This is a genomic window from Nocardia sp. NPDC051321, from assembly GCF_044455225.1.
Taxonomy (GTDB): domain Bacteria; phylum Actinomycetota; class Actinomycetes; order Mycobacteriales; family Mycobacteriaceae; genus Nocardia.
Window position 1 is genome coordinate 26,457 of the sequence record NZ_JBITEM010000008.1, and the last position, 16,014, is coordinate 42,470.

A 16,014-nucleotide genomic window follows, 5' to 3' on the forward strand; every position below is an offset into this window, starting at 1 on the left:
CTCACGCCGTAGCGGCGTCGAGCAATGCCGCCGCGGCGGCCCGGCCGTGCGCGGCGCACGCGGGGTCGTTGAACACCATCGAGCGGCTGGCGACCCCGTCGGCGAGAATCGCGAGTTGCTCGCCGAGTGCGTCGGGGTGTGCCGCACCGAGTTGCCGCACCTGGTCGATGACGCGCTCGGTGAAGCGCTGTTTCTGCTGACGCGTGTAGGCGTGTACCGCGCTGTCCGGATCGGGGAACTCGGCGGCGGCGTCGATGAACGGGCAGCCGCGCAGGGGCCCATCGCCGGAGTCCGGCACGGTGAACAACTCCAGCAGTCGTTGTCTGGGCGACAGATCCGGTCGATCGAGCACGCTCTCCATCGTGCGCCCGGCCTCGACGAGGTGGCGAAGGTACGCGACCACCAGCTGATCCTTGGTTGAAAAGTGCAGGTAGAGAGTGCGTTTGGAGACCGGGGCGCGCGAGGCCACCTGTTCCATGCCGGTGGCGGTGATGCCCTGCGCCTCGAACAACGAGGTGGCCGCCGCCAGGATGCGCTCCGGTGCCCCGCGCCCGCGACGACGGGCGATCTCTTGTTTCTCGACCACGGCTTAAGTATACGCCACCGTTTACCTCTGGCTGATTCTCCGCTATGGTTCATTTGGTAAACGGAACCGTTTACTTTGACTGCATGGACGTGAGGCGATGATCACCGACTACCAGCCCGAATACGCCGAACACCTGATCCGCGGACGACGTGCCACCCGCGCGTTTCGTCCCGACCCCGTGCCCGAGGACACACTGCGGGCCGTCTTTTCCCTGGCCGGCGCGGCACCATCCAACTCGAACACCCAGCCCTGGCACGTCGAGGTGGTCAGCGGCGCGGCCCGCGACCGCCTCGGCGAGGCACTGGTGGCGGCCCACGCCCAGCACCACCTCTCCCTCGACTTCCCCTACAGCGACGATCTTTATCGCGGCACCTACCAGCGACGACGTGAGCATGCGGGCGAACGGTTGTACTCGGCCATCGGGATTGGCCGCGACGACCACGCCGGACGGGACGCCTACAACGCCGAGAGCCTGCGCTTCTACGGCGCCCCGCACGTCGCGCTGCTGTTCACCGCCGCCAATGCGGAGGTGCGGATGGCCGCCGACGTGGGCATCTACGCGCAAACGCTGATGCTGGCGCTGACCGCGTACGGCATCGCCAGCTGCCCGCAAGGACTGCTGAGCTTCTACGCCGACACCATCCGCGCCGAACTGGGTGTTCAGGACCGAAAGATCCTGCTCGGCATCTCTTTCGGCTACGCAGACCACTCCGCCGCGGCCAATACCGTCACGGTGCCGCGTGCCGACCTCGGCGAGACCACTCGTTTCCACTCATGACCGCCTCGGCTTCTCGGTAGTCGCTGTGCACGCCCGGTGGTCCGTTGTCGTGCGATCGACACCGTGTCAGGGCGTGTCAGTTCGGTGACAGAGCGGTGTAAGCCGAGATGGCGACAGTGTTCACGTGAACAGCACAGCATTTGCCGGTTCCGGTCTGCGGAACGCATACGAAGACAAGACGCTCTTCGATGGCATCGATCTCGGTGCTTATCCGATGCTGCGCGCGGAATGGTTCGACCGATTCGCCCGCGCGCTGCGGTATCTGCGCGGTGATCACGCCTTCGCCCAGCTGATCCGCTTCGCTCTGGTCGGCGGCGCCAGCAATATTGCCTACGTGCTGCTGTTCATGGCGATGAGCGGGGTCGGCTCGCTCGTCGCCAATGCCGCGGGCTCGATCGTCAGTACGGTAATCGCGAACGAACTGCATCGCCGGCTCACCTTCCGGGCGGCCGGTCGGGTCGGTTGGTTCACCGCGCAATGGGAAGGCGGCGGGCTGGCGTTGATCGGCCTGCTCGTCAGCACGGCGGCGCTGGGCGGTCTCGCGTTCTGGGCACCCGGACTCGGCGAGATCGCCCAGGCGGTCGCCGTGCTCGCCATCATGGCGGCGGTCGGGGGTATGCGCTTCGTGGCACTTCGCGGCTTCGTCTTCTGAAAAGATCATCGAGACACTCGACTGGGAGGTTTTGATGTCCAGTAAATTCACCGAGCTCGCGATCGACTGCGCCGATCCCGCCGGCCTCGCCCAATTCTGGTGCGCGGTCCTCGATTACGAGGTGCAAGACGAAGAAGAAGGACTCGTCACCATCGGCCCACCAACGATGCCGTCAGGCAAGGACCGCCCCGGCCCGGTGCCGCCGACGTTGACCTTCGCGCGCGTACCCGAGGGTAAAACCGTCAAGAACAGAGTCCACCTCGACATCAACCCCACCGACCGAGAGCAAGACGAAGAAGTCCGCCGCCTGCTCGAACTCGGTGCCCGACACGCCGATATCGGCCAAGGCGAACAGAGCTGGGTCGTCCTTCTCGACCCAGAAGGCAACGAATTCTGCGTCCTCGCAACCCGCCACCCCTGACCCCAAGCCCGCCACCGATCTCACAGACCGCCCACACCTCTCACAAGGCCCCAGGTGCCTGTGAGAGGTATGCAGGCTCTGTGAATCACCCTGTCTCCAACAGGTTCACCACAGCGAAGCACGCGGAGGCAGCCGCAACCCGATCACGCTTAACGGTTACGGTTAACCTTTCTTGGGAGTAAGCGCGATTCGGCCGAATACCTCTCCGGCTTCTATTTTCTGGTGGGCGAGGACGGCCTGGTCGAGGGAAAGTACCTCGTGGACAACCGCTTTCAGGTCGCCGTGGTCGGCGGCGGCGAAGAGGGCGGTGGTTGCGGCGGCTCGGTCGGGTAGGGAGATGGTGTCGGCACTGAAGGTGGCGAAGGACATCGACTTCTGGAAGGCCGCGATCATCGGGGTGGCGAAGTCGGCGGGTGGGATACCTGCCATTACGCCGACGGCCACCATGCGACCGTTCGGCGCGAGTTTGCTGAAGAACGACGGTAGGTCCGCGCCTGCGACGATATCGATGATGACGTCGTAGCTGGCGGGAGCGTCCCCGTCGTCATGGCCGAGCCGGTCGAGTACGTGCGTCGCGCCGAGTGCACGGAGGCGATCGCCACGTTCGGCCGACGAGGTGGTGACCGCGACGGCGCTGGCGCCGTCGCGGGCGGCGAGTTGGACTGCCATGACGCCGATGCCACCGGCCGCGCCGCGCACCAGCACCGACTCGCCGGGCGCGAAATGGGCGTGGCGCAAAGCGAAGTGGGCCACCATGGCGGAGCTGCCGAGGGTTACCGCGTCGACGGACGACAGGCCCGCGGGCACGGGGACGAGCGTCGCGGCCGTGGCGATGGCGTGCTCGGCGTAGCCGCCGTGCACACCGGTGAACCCCCACACGCGCTGACCGATCCACGCGGCGTCGACATCGTCGCCTACCGCGGCGACCGTGCCGGCCACCTCACTGCCGAGGATGCGCCCGGCCGTGGATCCGTAGTCGGCCAGCGCACCGCTCCGGATCAGGGCGTCGAGGCCGCCGACGCCGATCGCCTCGGTGGTGATCAGCACCTCTCCGGCGCCTGGCCGCGGATCGGGCAGGTCGACGATCGCGAGAGCCTCTGGACCGCCGAACGTTTGAACCATTACTGCTTTCACTGGTGTCTCCGTGTTCTTTTCGATCGGAACCAACCAGCGGACCGTAACGGACGCCCCCGTCCGTTTAGCTAAAGTGAGAGTGGTGACCGCCCATTTGTCTCACACCCTGCGTTCGGACGCCCGGGACAACCGCGAACGCATCCTCGACGAGGCCCGCGCGGTGTTCGTCGCCGAGGGCCTGGACGTGCCGATCCGTGAGATCGCTCGCCGCGCCGGCGTCGGGCCCGCCACCCTCTACCGTCATTTCCCGACCAAGGAGTTGCTGGTCGCCGAGGCGTTCACCGATCAGATGATGGCCTGCCGGTCCATCGTGGACGAAGGCCTCGCCGATCCGGATGCCTGGCACGGCTTCTGCCGCGCGGTCGAGAATCTGTGTGAGCTACTAGCCCGCGACCACGGCTTTTCCGCGGCTTTCATGTCCGCGTTCCCGCACGCGATGGACTTCGCCGCGATCCGCACCTTCTCGCTGACCGGCGCCGCCGAACTGATCCGCCGCGCCAAGGACACCGGCCGCCTGCGCCCAGAGATCGTCCTGGACGACCTGATCTTGATGATCATGGCCAACAACGGCATTCAGGCGAGTACACAGGCGGCGCGCGTCGCGGCTTCCCGGCGTTTCGCCGCGCTCATGATCCAAGCGTTCCAAGCCTCGCCGGTGTCCGCGCCGCTGCCGCCGGTGCCACGATTGCGGCCGTTATTGCCCCGGTGATCGCGTCGCGTCGGCGAGTTCCGGGTATTCGGGCAGCGGCCACGCACCGCCACGGTCCTCTTTCGACCGCCGCGCGACGAGCTCGGGGATGTGCAGCGAACAGGCCAAGGTCGTGAGGGCGTGGAAGGCATCGATGCCGAGTTGGTGGGTCGGCATGCCGAGTCGCAGCAGGCGCGGTTTCACGGTGGCCTGGATCTCGTCGACGAACGGCCGCAGCGTGCTGTCGTAGGTGGCCAGGGCGCCGGGCAGGTCATGCGGACGCCGGTTGATCTCACCCGCCAGGATGTACGCGCCGACCAGTGCGCCGGAGACGCCCATGCCGCTGTAGGGGGATGCGCAATGCGCGGCGTCGCCGACCAGGACAACGCGGTCCTTGGACCAGGTGTCCGTGCGCACTTGCAGCGCCTCCTGGGAGTAGAAGCCCTCGGTCGTTTCCATGCCGTCGAGGAACCGTTCGGTCTGCCAGCCCGCGTCGCGGAACTTGTCGGTCCAGAACTGCTTCTGGCGTTCGACCGGCTCGCGGTGGATGGCCGAGGCCTCCTCCGAGGTTTCCCGTAGCACGAAATAGACCTGGGTCTCGGCCGGATTGTGGCTGCGGCGCATGATCATTCGGCCGCGCGGGGCATGGTAGGTGTCGCGGATGTTGCCGTCGGAGGCGATGCGCGGAATGAACCAGTAGGCCATGTGGATGCCCACCGGCCAGTACGGATCGGGGGAACCGTACGGCAGGATGGCTCGACGGATTCGCGAACCTTGCCCGTCCGCGCCGACCAGCAGATCGAATTCGCCGGAGGTGCCGTCGGAGAAGTGGGCGAGGACTCGATCGGCGTCCTGCTGGAAGCGGTCCACGCTCTTGCCGAAGACGTAGTTCACGTCGCCGCTCGTCGCGTCGTGCAGCAGGCGCACCAGGTCGCCGCGCATGATCTCGTACTCCGAGGTCAGCGTCTGCCGTCCTTGGCCGGAGGTGTTGGCCATGATCGTCCCGCGCGCCTTGCCGCGCGCATCCACGAACGAGACGCCGGCCTCGTCGACGAGGTTGCTCCGGACGACCTCGAGCAGGCCCATCCGCTCGATGGCGTCGATGCCCTGGCCGCGCAGGTCGACCTGCGCGCCGGTGGCGCGGAGGGCTGGAAAACGTTCGACGACGGTCACCTGGTGACCGCCTCTGGCGAGCCAGAAGGCCAGCGCTTGTCCGGCGATCCCGCCGCCGCAGATGAGGACTTTCAATGATGTCGTTGAGTCGATTGCCATGTCGTCCACCTTTTCTATCGGTGATAGGTTCGTCTTTTGCATGGTTGCCTATCGCTGATAGATTGTCAATGTGGCCAAGCTGAACCGGGACAATGTGATCGCCGAGGCGCTCGATCTGCTCGACGAGGTCGGGCTGGATGCCGTCAGCACGCGGCAGCTGGCCAAGCGACTGAACGTCGAGCAGCCGTCGCTCTACTACCACTTCCGCAAGAAGGAGGATCTGCTCGCCGCGATGGCCGAGGCGGCGATGATTCCCCATGCGACCGAACCGCTACCGACGCCCGCCGATGACTGGCGTGCATGGTTTTTGGAGAACATGCGCAGTTTCCGGCGAACGCTGCTGATGCGCCGCGACGGGGCGCGGCTGCACGCCGGGACGCGGCCTGGGTCGGCCGACCTGGATCGGATCGCGCAGAAGATGGCGTTTCTGGTCGCCTCCGGTGTGCCGGAGCGGGACGCGCAGATGGCGATGCTGGCCGCGGGGCGCTACACGGTCGGCGCCGTGCTGGAAGAACAGGCGGACGCGGAACTCGGTCACGGCGAGGACGACCTGCCGGAGATAGATCCCGAGTCGGCGTTCGAGGCGGGGCTGGCGCTCATTGTGGCGGGTTTGGGCCGAAAGGTATAGCGCGCGTGGTCAGTTGGTGAACGCACCGGCGCGTGCGGCGAGCGCGGTACCGGCGGCCGCTTGATCGGGGAGTCGCGGGTCGGGTGGGGTGCGCAGCAGGACCAGCTGGTGATAGATCGGCGCGGTAGCGGCGATCAGCAGGGCACGCGCATCGACGTCGGGCGAGAGCTCGCCGCGCTGGATCGCTCGCTGAATGACGATCTCGCTCTGCGTATATCGGTCTTCCCACAATCGACGCAGCGCTCGGGCGGCTTCCTCGGAGCGGAACGAGACCGCGATCAGTGCCGCCGCGAAGGACGGTTCCTCGGTCAGCGAATCCTGGACCTCCTGGTTGAGCGCGGCCAGATCGCCGCGCAGGGAACCGGTGTCGCGGGGATGCCAATCGATATCGCTCGCCGCGGCGAAGACGTCGCTGATCAGGCCGCCGACATCGTGCCAGCGGCGATACACCGTGGTGCGGTGCACGGCCGCGCGGGCGGCGACCGTGTCGACGGTGAGTGCGTCGTACCCATGCTCGGTCAGCTCCGCGCGGACCGCTTCGAGGACTTGGTCGCGGATGCGGGCGGTTCGGCCACCGGGGCGGGGCGTACGGCCAGGTGAAACGGGTGAGGAACTCATTCTCGGCATTCCGGTTGCTCGAAGGGGGCAAGCTGTGACACTATGCTAATGCAACAATCGTCGCACTAGTGAGGTAGGCCGATGCTCATCCGAAGTGTTCACCCGGTCCTGTGGTCCCCGATGACCGTGTCTTCCTCGAATGCTTCGGAGTGTGCATATGCCAACCCAGATCACCGCGCTCGCGGTCAGCAAGTCCTACAACGGCAGGCGTGTTCTCGATGAGGTGACGTGTTCGCTCGCCGCGGGCGAGCGCACCGGCATCGTCGGCGAGAACGGATCCGGCAAGACCACCCTGCTCCGGCTGCTCGCCGGGCGGGAGCAGCCCGATCACGGCGAGATCGTCGTCCAGGCCGACGGCGGCGTCGGCTACCTCACCCAGGACGAGCAGCTCCCGCCGCACATGACGGTCCAGCAGGTCATCGATCGGGCGCTGAGCGAACTACGCGCGATCGAGCTGCGGCTGCGCTGCCTCGAGGACGCGATGGCCGCGGGCGACGAGTCGGGCATGGCCGAATACGGCGAGCTGACAACCACTTTCGAGTTTCGCGGCGGCTACGACGCGGACGCTCGAGTGGAACGAGCGCTGCACGGCCTCGGCTTGGGTCTGGTGGACCGCGACCGCACGGTCGACGGGCTGTCCGGCGGCGAGCAGGTCCGGCTGCGCCTGGCCGCGGTACTCGCGGCGGGCACCGAGGTGCTGTTGCTGGACGAGCCGACCAACCATCTCGACGACGACGCCCTGACCTGGCTGGAAGACCACCTGCGTACCCGTCGCGGCACGACGGTGACGGTCTCGCACGACCGGGTCTTCCTCGAGCGGGTCGCGACCAGTCTGCTCGAGGTCGACGCGGACCGGCAGCGAGTTATCCGCTACGGCAACGGTTATGCGGGATTCCTGACCGAGAAGGCCGCGGCGCGGCAGCGGTGGGTGCAGGCGCACGCGCAATGGCAGGCCGACGCCGAGCGGCTTCGCGAGGTCGCCGCCACTACCGCCCGCGATGTCGCGCCGGGCCGGGCGATGAAGGACAACAACAAGATGGCCTACGACCGGGCCGGGGGACGGGTGCAGCAGTCGCTGGCCAGCCGGGTCCGCAACGCCGAGGAACGGCTGCGTCGGCTGCTCGCCGACCCGGTGCCACCGCCGCCGGAACCGCTGCGGTTCGCTGCTACGGTGCGGGCCGGACGGGTGCGGGGCAGCGTGCTCGACGCCACCGACATCGCGGTCGAGGGCAGGCTCGATCGGACGAGTGTCACGCTCAATGCGGGCGACCGCTTGCTGATCACCGGCCAGAACGGTGCGGGTAAATCGACGTTGCTGCGCGTGCTGGCAGGCACGCTCGCTCCGGACAGCGGCTACGTAACTCGCAGTGGCGCAGTCGGTTACCTCGCACAGGAGCCGCAGGCTGCCGTCCAAGGCGAGACGTTGCTCGCCGCCTTCGCCCGCGGTCGAGGGGGAGCAGCCGCCGAGCACGCCGAACGATTGTCCTCGCTCGGCCTGTTCAGCCGTGCCCAGTTCACGACGCGCGTCGAGAACCTGTCCACCGGGCAGCGGCAGCGACTTGCCTTGGCGCGGTTGGTTACCGAGCCCGTCGATGTGCTGTTGCTCGACGAGCCGACCAATCACCTGTCGCCCGGGCTGGTCGAAGAGCTGGAAACCGCGCTGGCCGAATACCGCGGCGCCCTCGTCATTGTCAGCCATGATCGTCGGCTGCGTGCCCGCTGGCGGGGTGCTCGCCTCGACCTGCGCGCGTCGGCATCCGTCTGATACCCGAAAACCCAAGCACCGAAGGAGATTCGCTGTGCCCAAGGATTCCGTTCCCGCAGACCCGACCGTGCTGCACCCCATGCCCGGCCAGCCGCGCGTAGTGCAGTTGCGGCCGCTGATCACCTCGCCCCTGATCGAGGTGGGGGAGTACTCCTACTACGACGACCCGGACGACCCGACCGCGTTCGAAACCCGAAACGTGCTGTACCACTACGGTCCCGAGAAACTGATCATCGGAAAGTTCTGTGCGCTGGGCACCGGAACGCGGTTCATCATGAACGGCGCCAACCATCGCATGGACGGCCCGTCGACGTTCCCGTTCCCCACCATGGGCGGCTCGTGGTCGAACCACTTCGACCTGCTCACCGGCCTGTCCAACCGAGGCGACACCGTTGTCGGCAACGATGTCTGGTTCGGCAACGGCGTGACGGTGATGCCCGGCGTGCGGATCGGTCACGGCGCGATCATCAGCACCGGCTCCGTCGTCACCGGCGACGTGCCCGATTACGGCATCGTCGGCGGCAATCCGGCCCGCCTCATCCGAAACCGATACGACGACAAGGACATTGCCCGCCTGCTGGCGGTGGCCTGGTGGGACTGGCCCGTCGAGCACCTCACCGAACATGTGCGGACGATCATGTCGGGCACCATCGCCGACCTCGAAGCCGCCGCGGACCTGAAATGAGCGAAATGCCTTTACGTCGTACCCACATCGCGATGGTCGGTATCCCCATCGTCAGCCATGTCCTGCCGAGTCTCGCGCTCATCCGCGAACTGGTGGCGCGCGGCCATCGTGTGACTCACGCCAACGACCCGGTGGTCGGCGACCTGATCGCCACGGTCGGTGCGGAATTGGTTCCGTGTACCTCCATTTTGCCGGTGGCCGAGAACAACTGGCCCGAAGACCCTGTCGAGACCATGAATCTGTTCCTGGACAACGCGATTCAATCACTCCCGCAGCTGCGCGCCGCCTACGATCACGACCCCGCCGACCTCTATCTCTACGACGTCGGCGCTTATGCCGGGCGGGCACTCGCCGAGGCACAGAGCCGCCCGATCGTCCAGCTGTCGCCCACGTTCGTGGCGTGGAAGGGCTACGACCAGGAGGTGGCAGCGCAGATTCGGCAGCTGCCGGGTGCTGCCGCCTACCAGGAGAAGTTTGCACAGTGGCTCATCGAGAGCAACGCGGCCACCCGGGAGGTAGACGCGTTCTCCGGCATGCCCGACCGGGCACTGGCCTTGATACCCAAGGCGATGCAACCGCACGCAGACCAAACCGACTCCGGCACAGTGACATTCGTCGGCCCTTGCTTCGACACCCGCAAAGCCGAGGACGGATGGAAGCGCCCGGCGGAGGCGGAGAACGTCCTGCTGATCTCCCTCGGCTCGGCCTACACTCGCCAACTGGAGTTCTACCGCCAGTGCCTGTGCGCGTTCGGTGATCTGCCCGGCTGGCACGTCGTGTTGCAGATCGGAAAGTACACCGACCCAACCGAACTCGGCGACATCCCGGCCAATGTCGAAGTGCACTCCTGGGTTCCGCAGCGGGCGATCCTGGAGCAGGCGGACGCGTTCGTCACGCACGCGGGCATGGGCGGCTGCGGCGAAGGGCTGCTGGCGGGCGTCCCGATGATCGCGGTGCCGCAGGGGGCCGAGCAGTTCATGAACGCGGACCGGCTCGTTGAACTGGGGGTGGCTCGCCGCATCGACACTCAGGACGCAACGGCTCAGAACCTCAGGGAGGCCCTGCGCGATCTGATCGCGGATCCAGAGGTGGCCCGCCGCTCGGCGCAACTGCGCGCCGACACGGCGGCCGAGGGCGGCACCACGCGAGCCGCCGACCTCATCGAGAACATGCTGAGCCGAGCTTTACGAGTACCGAACGGCTGAGTTTCCGGAACGGACTACCTGGTCGCCGGGGGTTACTGGTGGCCGTCGTGATGGTTGACGAGTTGGGTCAGCAACTCGGCCAGCTGCTTGCGTTGCGTCGCGGTGAGCGGGGCGAGCAGTTCGCGTTGCAGGCCGGCCAATACGGTATCGAGTTCGCGCAGCCGGGCGGTGCCGGATCTGGTCAGTGTGATGACGTTGCGCCGATGGTCGTCGGGGTCGGGGACTCGGTGGGCGTAGCCGTCGCGCTCGAGTTCGTTGAGTACCGCGACCATGTCGCTGCGGTAAATGCCGGTGCGCCTGCTCATTTCGGCCTGGCTGGCCGGTCCCGCGTCGGCGAGCGTGGCCAGGACCGCGTAGTGCCACTTGCGCGCGCCGATCCGCGCGAGACCTTCGGACACCAGTCGATCGCCATGAGTCGCCGCCTGACTCAACAACCGGCTGGGCAGTGCGCGCAATCGCGGTGACGTCGTGGTCATGCGGCAAGCATACCTACTTGCGTTAGTGCCACTAACGATCTACCGTCGTTTGTGCCATAACCGTTTATTTCACTAACGATGTGGCGTCAGCCCAAGGAAGGAAGACTCACTATTTCCACCGACACCAGGACACTGCAGATTCCCACCGCGGACGGCCAGGCCGACGCTTTCGCCGCCTTCCCGGACGACGGCGAGCGGCACCCGGGAGTGCTGCTGTACATGGACGTCTTCGGCGTGCGACCCGTGCTCGAGCAACGGGCCGGCGAACTCGCCGAGCACGGCTACTACGTGCTCGTCCCCAACCTCCTCTACCGGGACGGCCCGGCACCCCTGGTCGAACTTCCCGAGCACATCACCCACGAGATCCGGCCCGCGATCGCGGCCAAGTTGATCCCGCTGGTCATGGCGCACACCGTCGAACGCGTCCTGCGCGACGCCGACGCCTACCTCGGATTCCTCGCTGCTCAGCCCGAGGTCGGCACCGGACCGGTCGCCGTGATCGGCTACTGCCTCGGCGGCGTCTTGGCGATGCGCACCGCGGCCGCCTACCCCGACCGCGTGGCCGCCGTTGCCGGATTCCACCCCGGCGCCCTGGTCACCGACGCACCCGACAGCCCACACCACCTCATCCCCGAACTTCCGGCGCACACCCATCTCGGTCTCGCCGAAAACGACATGCCGTCCGAGTCCGTCGACGAGCTCAACCGGGCCCTTGCGGCGGCGGGATTCGACAACGCAGCCGAGATCTACCCCGACACGGTGCACGGCTTCACGATGTCCGACACCGACGCCTTCGATCCCGCAGCGCTGCAACGTCACTGGGACCGCCTGCTTCCCCTGCTCGGCCGAGCCCTGGCGGACCGCTGAGCCCTGGGTGTGCTTGCCCGCTGTGACCTGGACTGTTGCGGATTTTCGCGAATTCCCCACGCCGAGTCGGATCCGCGGTGTATCTTGGCTGTTCGAGGCCCCCGAACTGTTTTGGTTCGGGGGCCATCGCCATTCGAGCGGTCCGACGTGCTCAGTTATCGGTGGCCGGCGGGCGCCTCAGTTCCAGGCGTAGAAGACGATCCGCCGGGTGCTGGTGCCGACCAGGGTGCCGGTGGGGTCGCGGAGTTCGGCGACGCCCTCGTTCCGTTCGTTGTGGCTGGCGAAGAACGGTGCGTCGTCGGGGCGGACGGTGAGTGGGTGCTGTCGCCACTGCGTTTCACCGTCGCAGGTCACCGGCGAGTTGGTCACCGAGCCGGTGGCGGTCGGCTGGCCGGGCTTGACAGCGGTGAGATGGAGGGTCAGGGTCCATCCCTTTTGTCCCTTTGGGCATTGCACATCGATATAGGCATTGGCTCTTCCGGCGGACACATAACTGTCGTCATGGAGCCAGACCGCGCCGGTCGGCGCGGTGGGCATCGGCATTGCCCCGAGGAACCCGGCTACCAAAAGCGCGGTCACAAAAGTCATCGAGCCCTCCAGCGTCACGGTGCGACAAGCGCCGCGTCGGGCCTCAATTGTCAGGCAAGACAACCAATTTCATGATGACGCACGTTTCCCCAGTTGGCCCTTCCTTGTTCGGACCGTCGCGGTATCCGGTCCTGGTGGCGGCGGAGACGTTTCCCCAGTCTGTCGGGTTGGCGCGCCGGATCGTGGACCGAATCACTCGTCAACCTTCCCGGACCGGGTTTCGAAACTGCCGATCTGCATGCAACACTAGGTTTGCCTTGCCGAACTGTGGTTAGGCTGGGTTTGGTTCGACTGGGAGTGGATGTGAGAGAACAGGCGTTTGCTTCCGGCGCACCTTCGGTCGCCGCTCAATTGTTCGGGAGCGGCTTGATCGGGGTGCGTGAGGGGCTCGAAACCGGAATCGTAGTCATGATTTTGGTGGCCTTTCTGGTGAAGTCGCAGCGCCGCGAGTCGTTGAAGTGGGTCGCGGTGGGGGTGGGTGCTGCCGTCGCCATGGTCGCGGCGATCTTCGTCGGCATCCGCTACGGCACCTCCACGGTCACCGGCATTGCCGCGGAGCTGATCGCCGGGCTCGCGTCGCTGGCCGCGGTCGTGATCGTGACGTGGATGGTGTTGTGGATGCGGACGGCGTCCCGGTCCATCTCCGGGGATCTGAAGGCTGGCCTGTCGCACGCGCTCGATGTCGGCCCGGTGGCGGTGGTGTCGCTGGCGTTTCTCGCTGTCGGGCGGGAGGGCGTGGAGACCGCGCTGTTGATGGTCGGATACGCCGAGAACACCGCGGGCAGTCAATGGCCCTTGATCGGTTTGCTGCTGGGAATTGTGGTCGCGGCCGTGCTGACCGTGCTGATGTACCTCGGCGCCGTCCGGATCAATTTCGCCACCTTCTTCAAATACACCGGGGTGCTGTTGATCGTGGTCGCCGCCGGGATTCTCGCCTACGGCATCCGGGCGTTGCAGACCGCGGACTGGCTGCCGGGACTGGCGCGCAACGCCTTCGATATTTCGTCGTGGTTCTCGATGTCGAGTTGGTACGGCACGGTCGCGCAGGGCATCTTCAACTTCCGCGCCGACCCGACGGTGCTCCAGGTACTCGCCTGGCTCCTCTACGTCGTCGTGGTGTTGTTCCTGTTCCTGCGCCCGGTGCCCGCCGCGAGAGCGCACCAGACGACTCGGTCCACGACAGATACCGCGGCCAAGCCGTGACAACGAAAGGTCCACTCTCCGTGCGTTTCTCCATATTCCCGATAGCGGTCGCGGTGGCAGTTCCCGCGTTGCTGGTGTCGTGCACCAGCAAGACCGAGACCGCGGCGGCAGGCGATATCGCGGTCACCGCCGACGACTCCACCTGCGCGGTGGCCAAGGATTCGGCCGACACCGGCACCGTGACCTTCCGGATCGCCAACAATGGGACCAAGGTCACCGAGTTCTACGTCTACGGCGCCGGCGAACGCGTCATCGGTGAGATCGAGAACATCGGCCCCGGCCTCACGCGTCAATTGATCGTGTCGGTACCCGAGCCGGGCAAGTACCAGACCGCGTGCAAGCCGGGCATGGTCGGCGACGGAATCCGGCACGATTTCACCGTGACCGGCGAGGCGCAAAAGCGTGACGAGACCGGCAAACTCGCCGACGCGGCCGACGGCTACAAGCGCTACCTGCTGAGTCAGCTGACCGCGCTGCAGGAGACCACGAAATCGTTTGTCACGGCGATCAAAACCGGTGATATCGAGTCGGCCAAGAAGCAGTACCCGGTGACCCGCACCTATTACGAGCGCATCGAACCGGTCGCCGAGAGCTTCCCCAATGATCTGGACCCGCGTTTGGATCTGCGTGAAGCCGATGTCGCCGCTGGCGACAAGTGGACCGGATTCCACCGGCTGGAAAAGGATCTGTGGACGCAGGGTCTGCAGCCCGACACCAATCAGCTTGCCGACCAGCTTCTTTCCGATATCGGCGAACTCGTCGCCGGGGTGAACGCGCCGAGCTACGCTGTCGATCCGGTCCAGGTCGCTGGCGGTGCGCAGGGTCTGCTCGATGAAATCGCGCGCACGAAGATCACCGGCGAGGAAGACACGTTCTCGCACACCGATCTCTGGGATTTCCAGGCTAATGTCGACGGTTCGCAGGCGGCGATCGCGAGCCTGCGCCCGATCCTCGACGAGCGCAATCCCGAGCTCGGCACGCAGATCGACCGGCGCTTCGCCGAGCTCGACAGCGAGCTGGCCAAGTACCGGCAGGGCGACGGGCATGTCAGCTACGAGAAGGTCAACAACGATCAGCGCGCCGCACTAGCACGCCAGATCGACGCGTTGTCCGCGGTCGTGAGTCAGGTGCAGGGCGTTGTCGCGGGATCGTGAGACCGCGGGCCGCGGTGGCATCTCGCGCCGCGGCCTGATCGGATCAGCGGGTATCGGCGTCGCGGCGGCCGGGGCCGGGGTGCTGGCCGGGCGGATGTCGAGTCCCGCCTCGGCGGCGGCGGCCGCCGCCGGTTCGGTGCCGTTCCGCGGCGCCAACCAGGCAGGCATCGTCACCGCAGCGCAGGACCGGCTGCATTTCGCGGTATTCGACGTGCACACGAAATCGCGCGCCGAGCTGATCGATCTGCTGAAGACCTGGACGCTGATGGCGGAGCGGATGACCTCCGGGCGCGAGGCCGCGCAAAACGGCGCCATCGGTGCGGGCGCGTACAAACCGCCGACCGATACCGGTGAGGCGCTCGATCTCGCACCCTCGCGGCTCACGTTGACGATCGGGTTCGGTCCGTCGCTGTTCAGCACCGCCGACGGCGTCGACCGGTTCGGGATCGCGGCGCGTAAACCGAAGGCGCTCACCGATCTGCCGAAGTTCACCGGCGACGCCCTCGAACCGGCGCGCAGTGGCGGCGAGATCGCCATCCAGGCCTGTGCGGATGACCCGCAGGTCGCGGTGCACGCGATCCGTAACCTCGCGCGCGTCGGTTTCGGCGCGGTGTCGGTGCGCTGGTCGCAGCTCGGTTTCGGTCGTACCTCCTCGACCTCCACCAGCCAGACGACGGCACGAAACCTGCTGGGGTTCAAGGACGGAACGCGCAACATCAAGGCCGAGGACCAGGACACCGTCAACAAATTCGTCTGGGTCGATCGCGGCGACGACCAAGCATGGATGGCAGGCGGCTCCTATCTGGTGACCCGCCGGATCCGCATGCTGATCGAGCCGTGGGATCGCACCACCTTGCACGAGCAGGAACGGGTGATCGGCCGCACCAAGGGCTCCGGGGCGCCCATGGGCGGCACGGACGAGTTCGACGAACTCGATCTGCAGTCGGCGGGACCGTCCGGGCCGCTCGTCGATATGAACGCCCACGTCCGCTTGGCCTCGGCCGAAGAACTAGGCGGCATCCAAATCCTGCGCCGCGGCTACAACTTCACCGACGGCTCCGACGGTTTCGGCCACCTCGACGCCGGACTGTTCTTCATTGCCTACTGCCGTAACCCGCAAACCCAGTTCGTGCCGATGCAGGAAAAGCTCGCCCGCAACGATGCCCTCAACGAGTACATCAAACACGTTGGTTCGGCGGTCTTCGCGGTCCCGCCGGGCGTCGGTGCCGACGACTACTGGGGATCGACGTTGTTCACGGCCTGACCTCCGGCCACGGCCGCAAGGCAGTCTCGC

Annotated in this window: 18 protein-coding genes; 12 read left to right on the forward strand and 6 right to left on the reverse strand. The window is 66.5% G+C overall.

Annotated features, from left to right (window positions below):
* Position 1 precedes the first annotated feature (1 nt).
* Positions 2-586, reverse strand: a complete 585-nt coding sequence (locus tag ACIA8C_RS19955; protein WP_397136661.1) for a TetR/AcrR family transcriptional regulator — start codon at positions 584-586, stop codon at positions 2-4.
* A gap of 97 nt (positions 587-683) precedes the next feature.
* Here ACIA8C_RS19955 and ACIA8C_RS19960 point away from each other — a divergent pair, with 97 nt between their 5' ends.
* The 3 genes from ACIA8C_RS19960 (at position 684) to ACIA8C_RS19970 (ending at position 2,437) form a co-directional block, all read left to right on the forward strand.
* Positions 684-1,364: a nitroreductase gene (locus ACIA8C_RS19960; protein ID WP_397136663.1), complete on the forward strand. Its 681-nt coding sequence runs from the start codon at positions 684-686 to the stop codon at positions 1,362-1,364.
* A 214-nt stretch (positions 1,365-1,578) separates the two neighbouring features.
* Positions 1,579-2,016: a GtrA family protein gene (locus tag ACIA8C_RS19965; protein ID WP_397137421.1), complete on the forward strand. Its 438-nt coding sequence runs from the start codon at positions 1,579-1,581 to the stop codon at positions 2,014-2,016.
* A 34-nt stretch (positions 2,017-2,050) separates the two neighbouring features.
* Positions 2,051-2,437, forward strand: a complete 387-nt coding sequence (locus ACIA8C_RS19970) for a VOC family protein (RefSeq protein WP_397136665.1) — start codon at positions 2,051-2,053, stop codon at positions 2,435-2,437.
* A 162-nt stretch (positions 2,438-2,599) separates the two neighbouring features.
* Here the strand turns inward: ACIA8C_RS19970 and ACIA8C_RS19975 are convergent, their stop codons facing one another.
* Positions 2,600-3,559, reverse strand: coding sequence for a zinc-binding dehydrogenase (locus ACIA8C_RS19975; protein WP_397136667.1), 960 nt, complete (start codon positions 3,557-3,559; stop codon positions 2,600-2,602).
* A gap of 94 nt (positions 3,560-3,653) precedes the next feature.
* Between ACIA8C_RS19975 and ACIA8C_RS19980 the strand changes: the two genes are divergently transcribed.
* Positions 3,654-4,280 carry a TetR/AcrR family transcriptional regulator gene (locus ACIA8C_RS19980; RefSeq protein WP_397136669.1) on the forward strand — a complete coding sequence of 209 codons (627 nt, stop codon included), beginning with the start codon at positions 3,654-3,656 and terminating at the stop codon, positions 4,278-4,280.
* Here ACIA8C_RS19980 and ACIA8C_RS19985 read toward each other — a convergent pair.
* Positions 4,266-5,531 (reverse strand): FAD-dependent oxidoreductase, encoded by a 1,266-nt coding sequence (locus ACIA8C_RS19985; RefSeq protein WP_397136671.1) that lies wholly within the window; start codon positions 5,529-5,531, stop codon positions 4,266-4,268. The two genes, ACIA8C_RS19980 and ACIA8C_RS19985, sit on opposite strands and share 15 nt — an antisense overlap.
* A gap of 70 nt (positions 5,532-5,601) precedes the next feature.
* Between ACIA8C_RS19985 and ACIA8C_RS19990 the strand changes: the two genes are divergently transcribed.
* The gene (locus ACIA8C_RS19990; RefSeq protein WP_397136673.1) at positions 5,602-6,159 is read left to right on the forward strand and encodes a TetR/AcrR family transcriptional regulator C-terminal domain-containing protein; all 558 of its coding nucleotides are present in this window, start codon (positions 5,602-5,604) and stop codon (positions 6,157-6,159) included.
* A 9-nt stretch (positions 6,160-6,168) separates the two neighbouring features.
* On the opposite strand, the gene ACIA8C_RS19995 is transcribed toward ACIA8C_RS19990, so the two are convergent.
* Positions 6,169-6,777, reverse strand: coding sequence for a TetR/AcrR family transcriptional regulator (locus ACIA8C_RS19995; protein ID WP_397136675.1), 609 nt, complete (start codon positions 6,775-6,777; stop codon positions 6,169-6,171).
* 157 nt (positions 6,778-6,934) lie between these two features.
* On the opposite strand from ACIA8C_RS19995, the gene abc-f reads away from it, so the two are divergent.
* The 3 genes from abc-f (at position 6,935) to ACIA8C_RS20010 (ending at position 10,432) form a co-directional block, all read left to right on the forward strand.
* Complete coding sequence (abc-f, locus tag ACIA8C_RS20000; RefSeq protein ID WP_397136677.1) at positions 6,935-8,542, forward strand: ribosomal protection-like ABC-F family protein; 1,608 nt, start codon at positions 6,935-6,937, stop codon at positions 8,540-8,542.
* Between the two features lie 79 nt (positions 8,543-8,621).
* Entirely contained in the window at positions 8,622-9,227 is a 606-nt protein-coding gene (locus ACIA8C_RS20005; RefSeq protein WP_397137423.1) for a CatB-related O-acetyltransferase, read from the forward strand.
* On the forward strand, positions 9,224-10,432 hold the full coding sequence (locus ACIA8C_RS20010; protein WP_397136679.1) for a macrolide family glycosyltransferase: 1,209 nt from the start codon (positions 9,224-9,226) through the stop codon (positions 10,430-10,432). Before ACIA8C_RS20005 ends, ACIA8C_RS20010 begins: the two co-directional genes overlap by 4 nt.
* A 32-nt stretch (positions 10,433-10,464) precedes the next feature.
* On the opposite strand, the gene ACIA8C_RS20015 is transcribed toward ACIA8C_RS20010, so the two are convergent.
* Complete coding sequence (locus ACIA8C_RS20015) at positions 10,465-10,908, reverse strand: MarR family winged helix-turn-helix transcriptional regulator (RefSeq protein WP_397136681.1); 444 nt, start codon at positions 10,906-10,908, stop codon at positions 10,465-10,467.
* A gap of 78 nt (positions 10,909-10,986) precedes the next feature.
* On the opposite strand from ACIA8C_RS20015, the gene ACIA8C_RS20020 reads away from it, so the two are divergent.
* The gene (locus ACIA8C_RS20020) at positions 10,987-11,775 is read left to right on the forward strand and encodes a dienelactone hydrolase family protein (protein WP_397136683.1); all 789 of its coding nucleotides are present in this window, start codon (positions 10,987-10,989) and stop codon (positions 11,773-11,775) included.
* A 177-nt stretch (positions 11,776-11,952) separates the two neighbouring features.
* On the opposite strand, the gene ACIA8C_RS20025 is transcribed toward ACIA8C_RS20020, so the two are convergent.
* A complete protein-coding gene (locus ACIA8C_RS20025; RefSeq protein WP_397136685.1) occupies positions 11,953-12,363 on the reverse strand; it encodes a hypothetical protein in 411 nt (136 codons plus the stop codon).
* A 408-nt stretch (positions 12,364-12,771) separates the two neighbouring features.
* Between ACIA8C_RS20025 and efeU the strand changes: the two genes are divergently transcribed.
* The 3 genes from efeU to efeB are packed head-to-tail and all read left to right on the forward strand — an operon-like array spanning position 12,772 to position 15,984.
* Positions 12,772-13,566, forward strand: coding sequence for an iron uptake transporter permease EfeU (efeU, locus tag ACIA8C_RS20030; RefSeq protein ID WP_397136687.1), 795 nt, complete (start codon positions 12,772-12,774; stop codon positions 13,564-13,566).
* A gap of 20 nt (positions 13,567-13,586) precedes the next feature.
* On the forward strand, positions 13,587-14,720 hold the full coding sequence (gene efeO, locus ACIA8C_RS20035) for an iron uptake system protein EfeO (RefSeq protein WP_397136689.1): 1,134 nt from the start codon (positions 13,587-13,589) through the stop codon (positions 14,718-14,720).
* On the forward strand, positions 14,704-15,984 hold the full coding sequence (efeB, locus tag ACIA8C_RS20040) for an iron uptake transporter deferrochelatase/peroxidase subunit (protein ID WP_397136691.1): 1,281 nt from the start codon (positions 14,704-14,706) through the stop codon (positions 15,982-15,984). The genes efeO and efeB overlap by 17 nt, the downstream gene beginning before the upstream one ends.
* Positions 15,985-16,014: the final 30 nt, after the last annotated feature.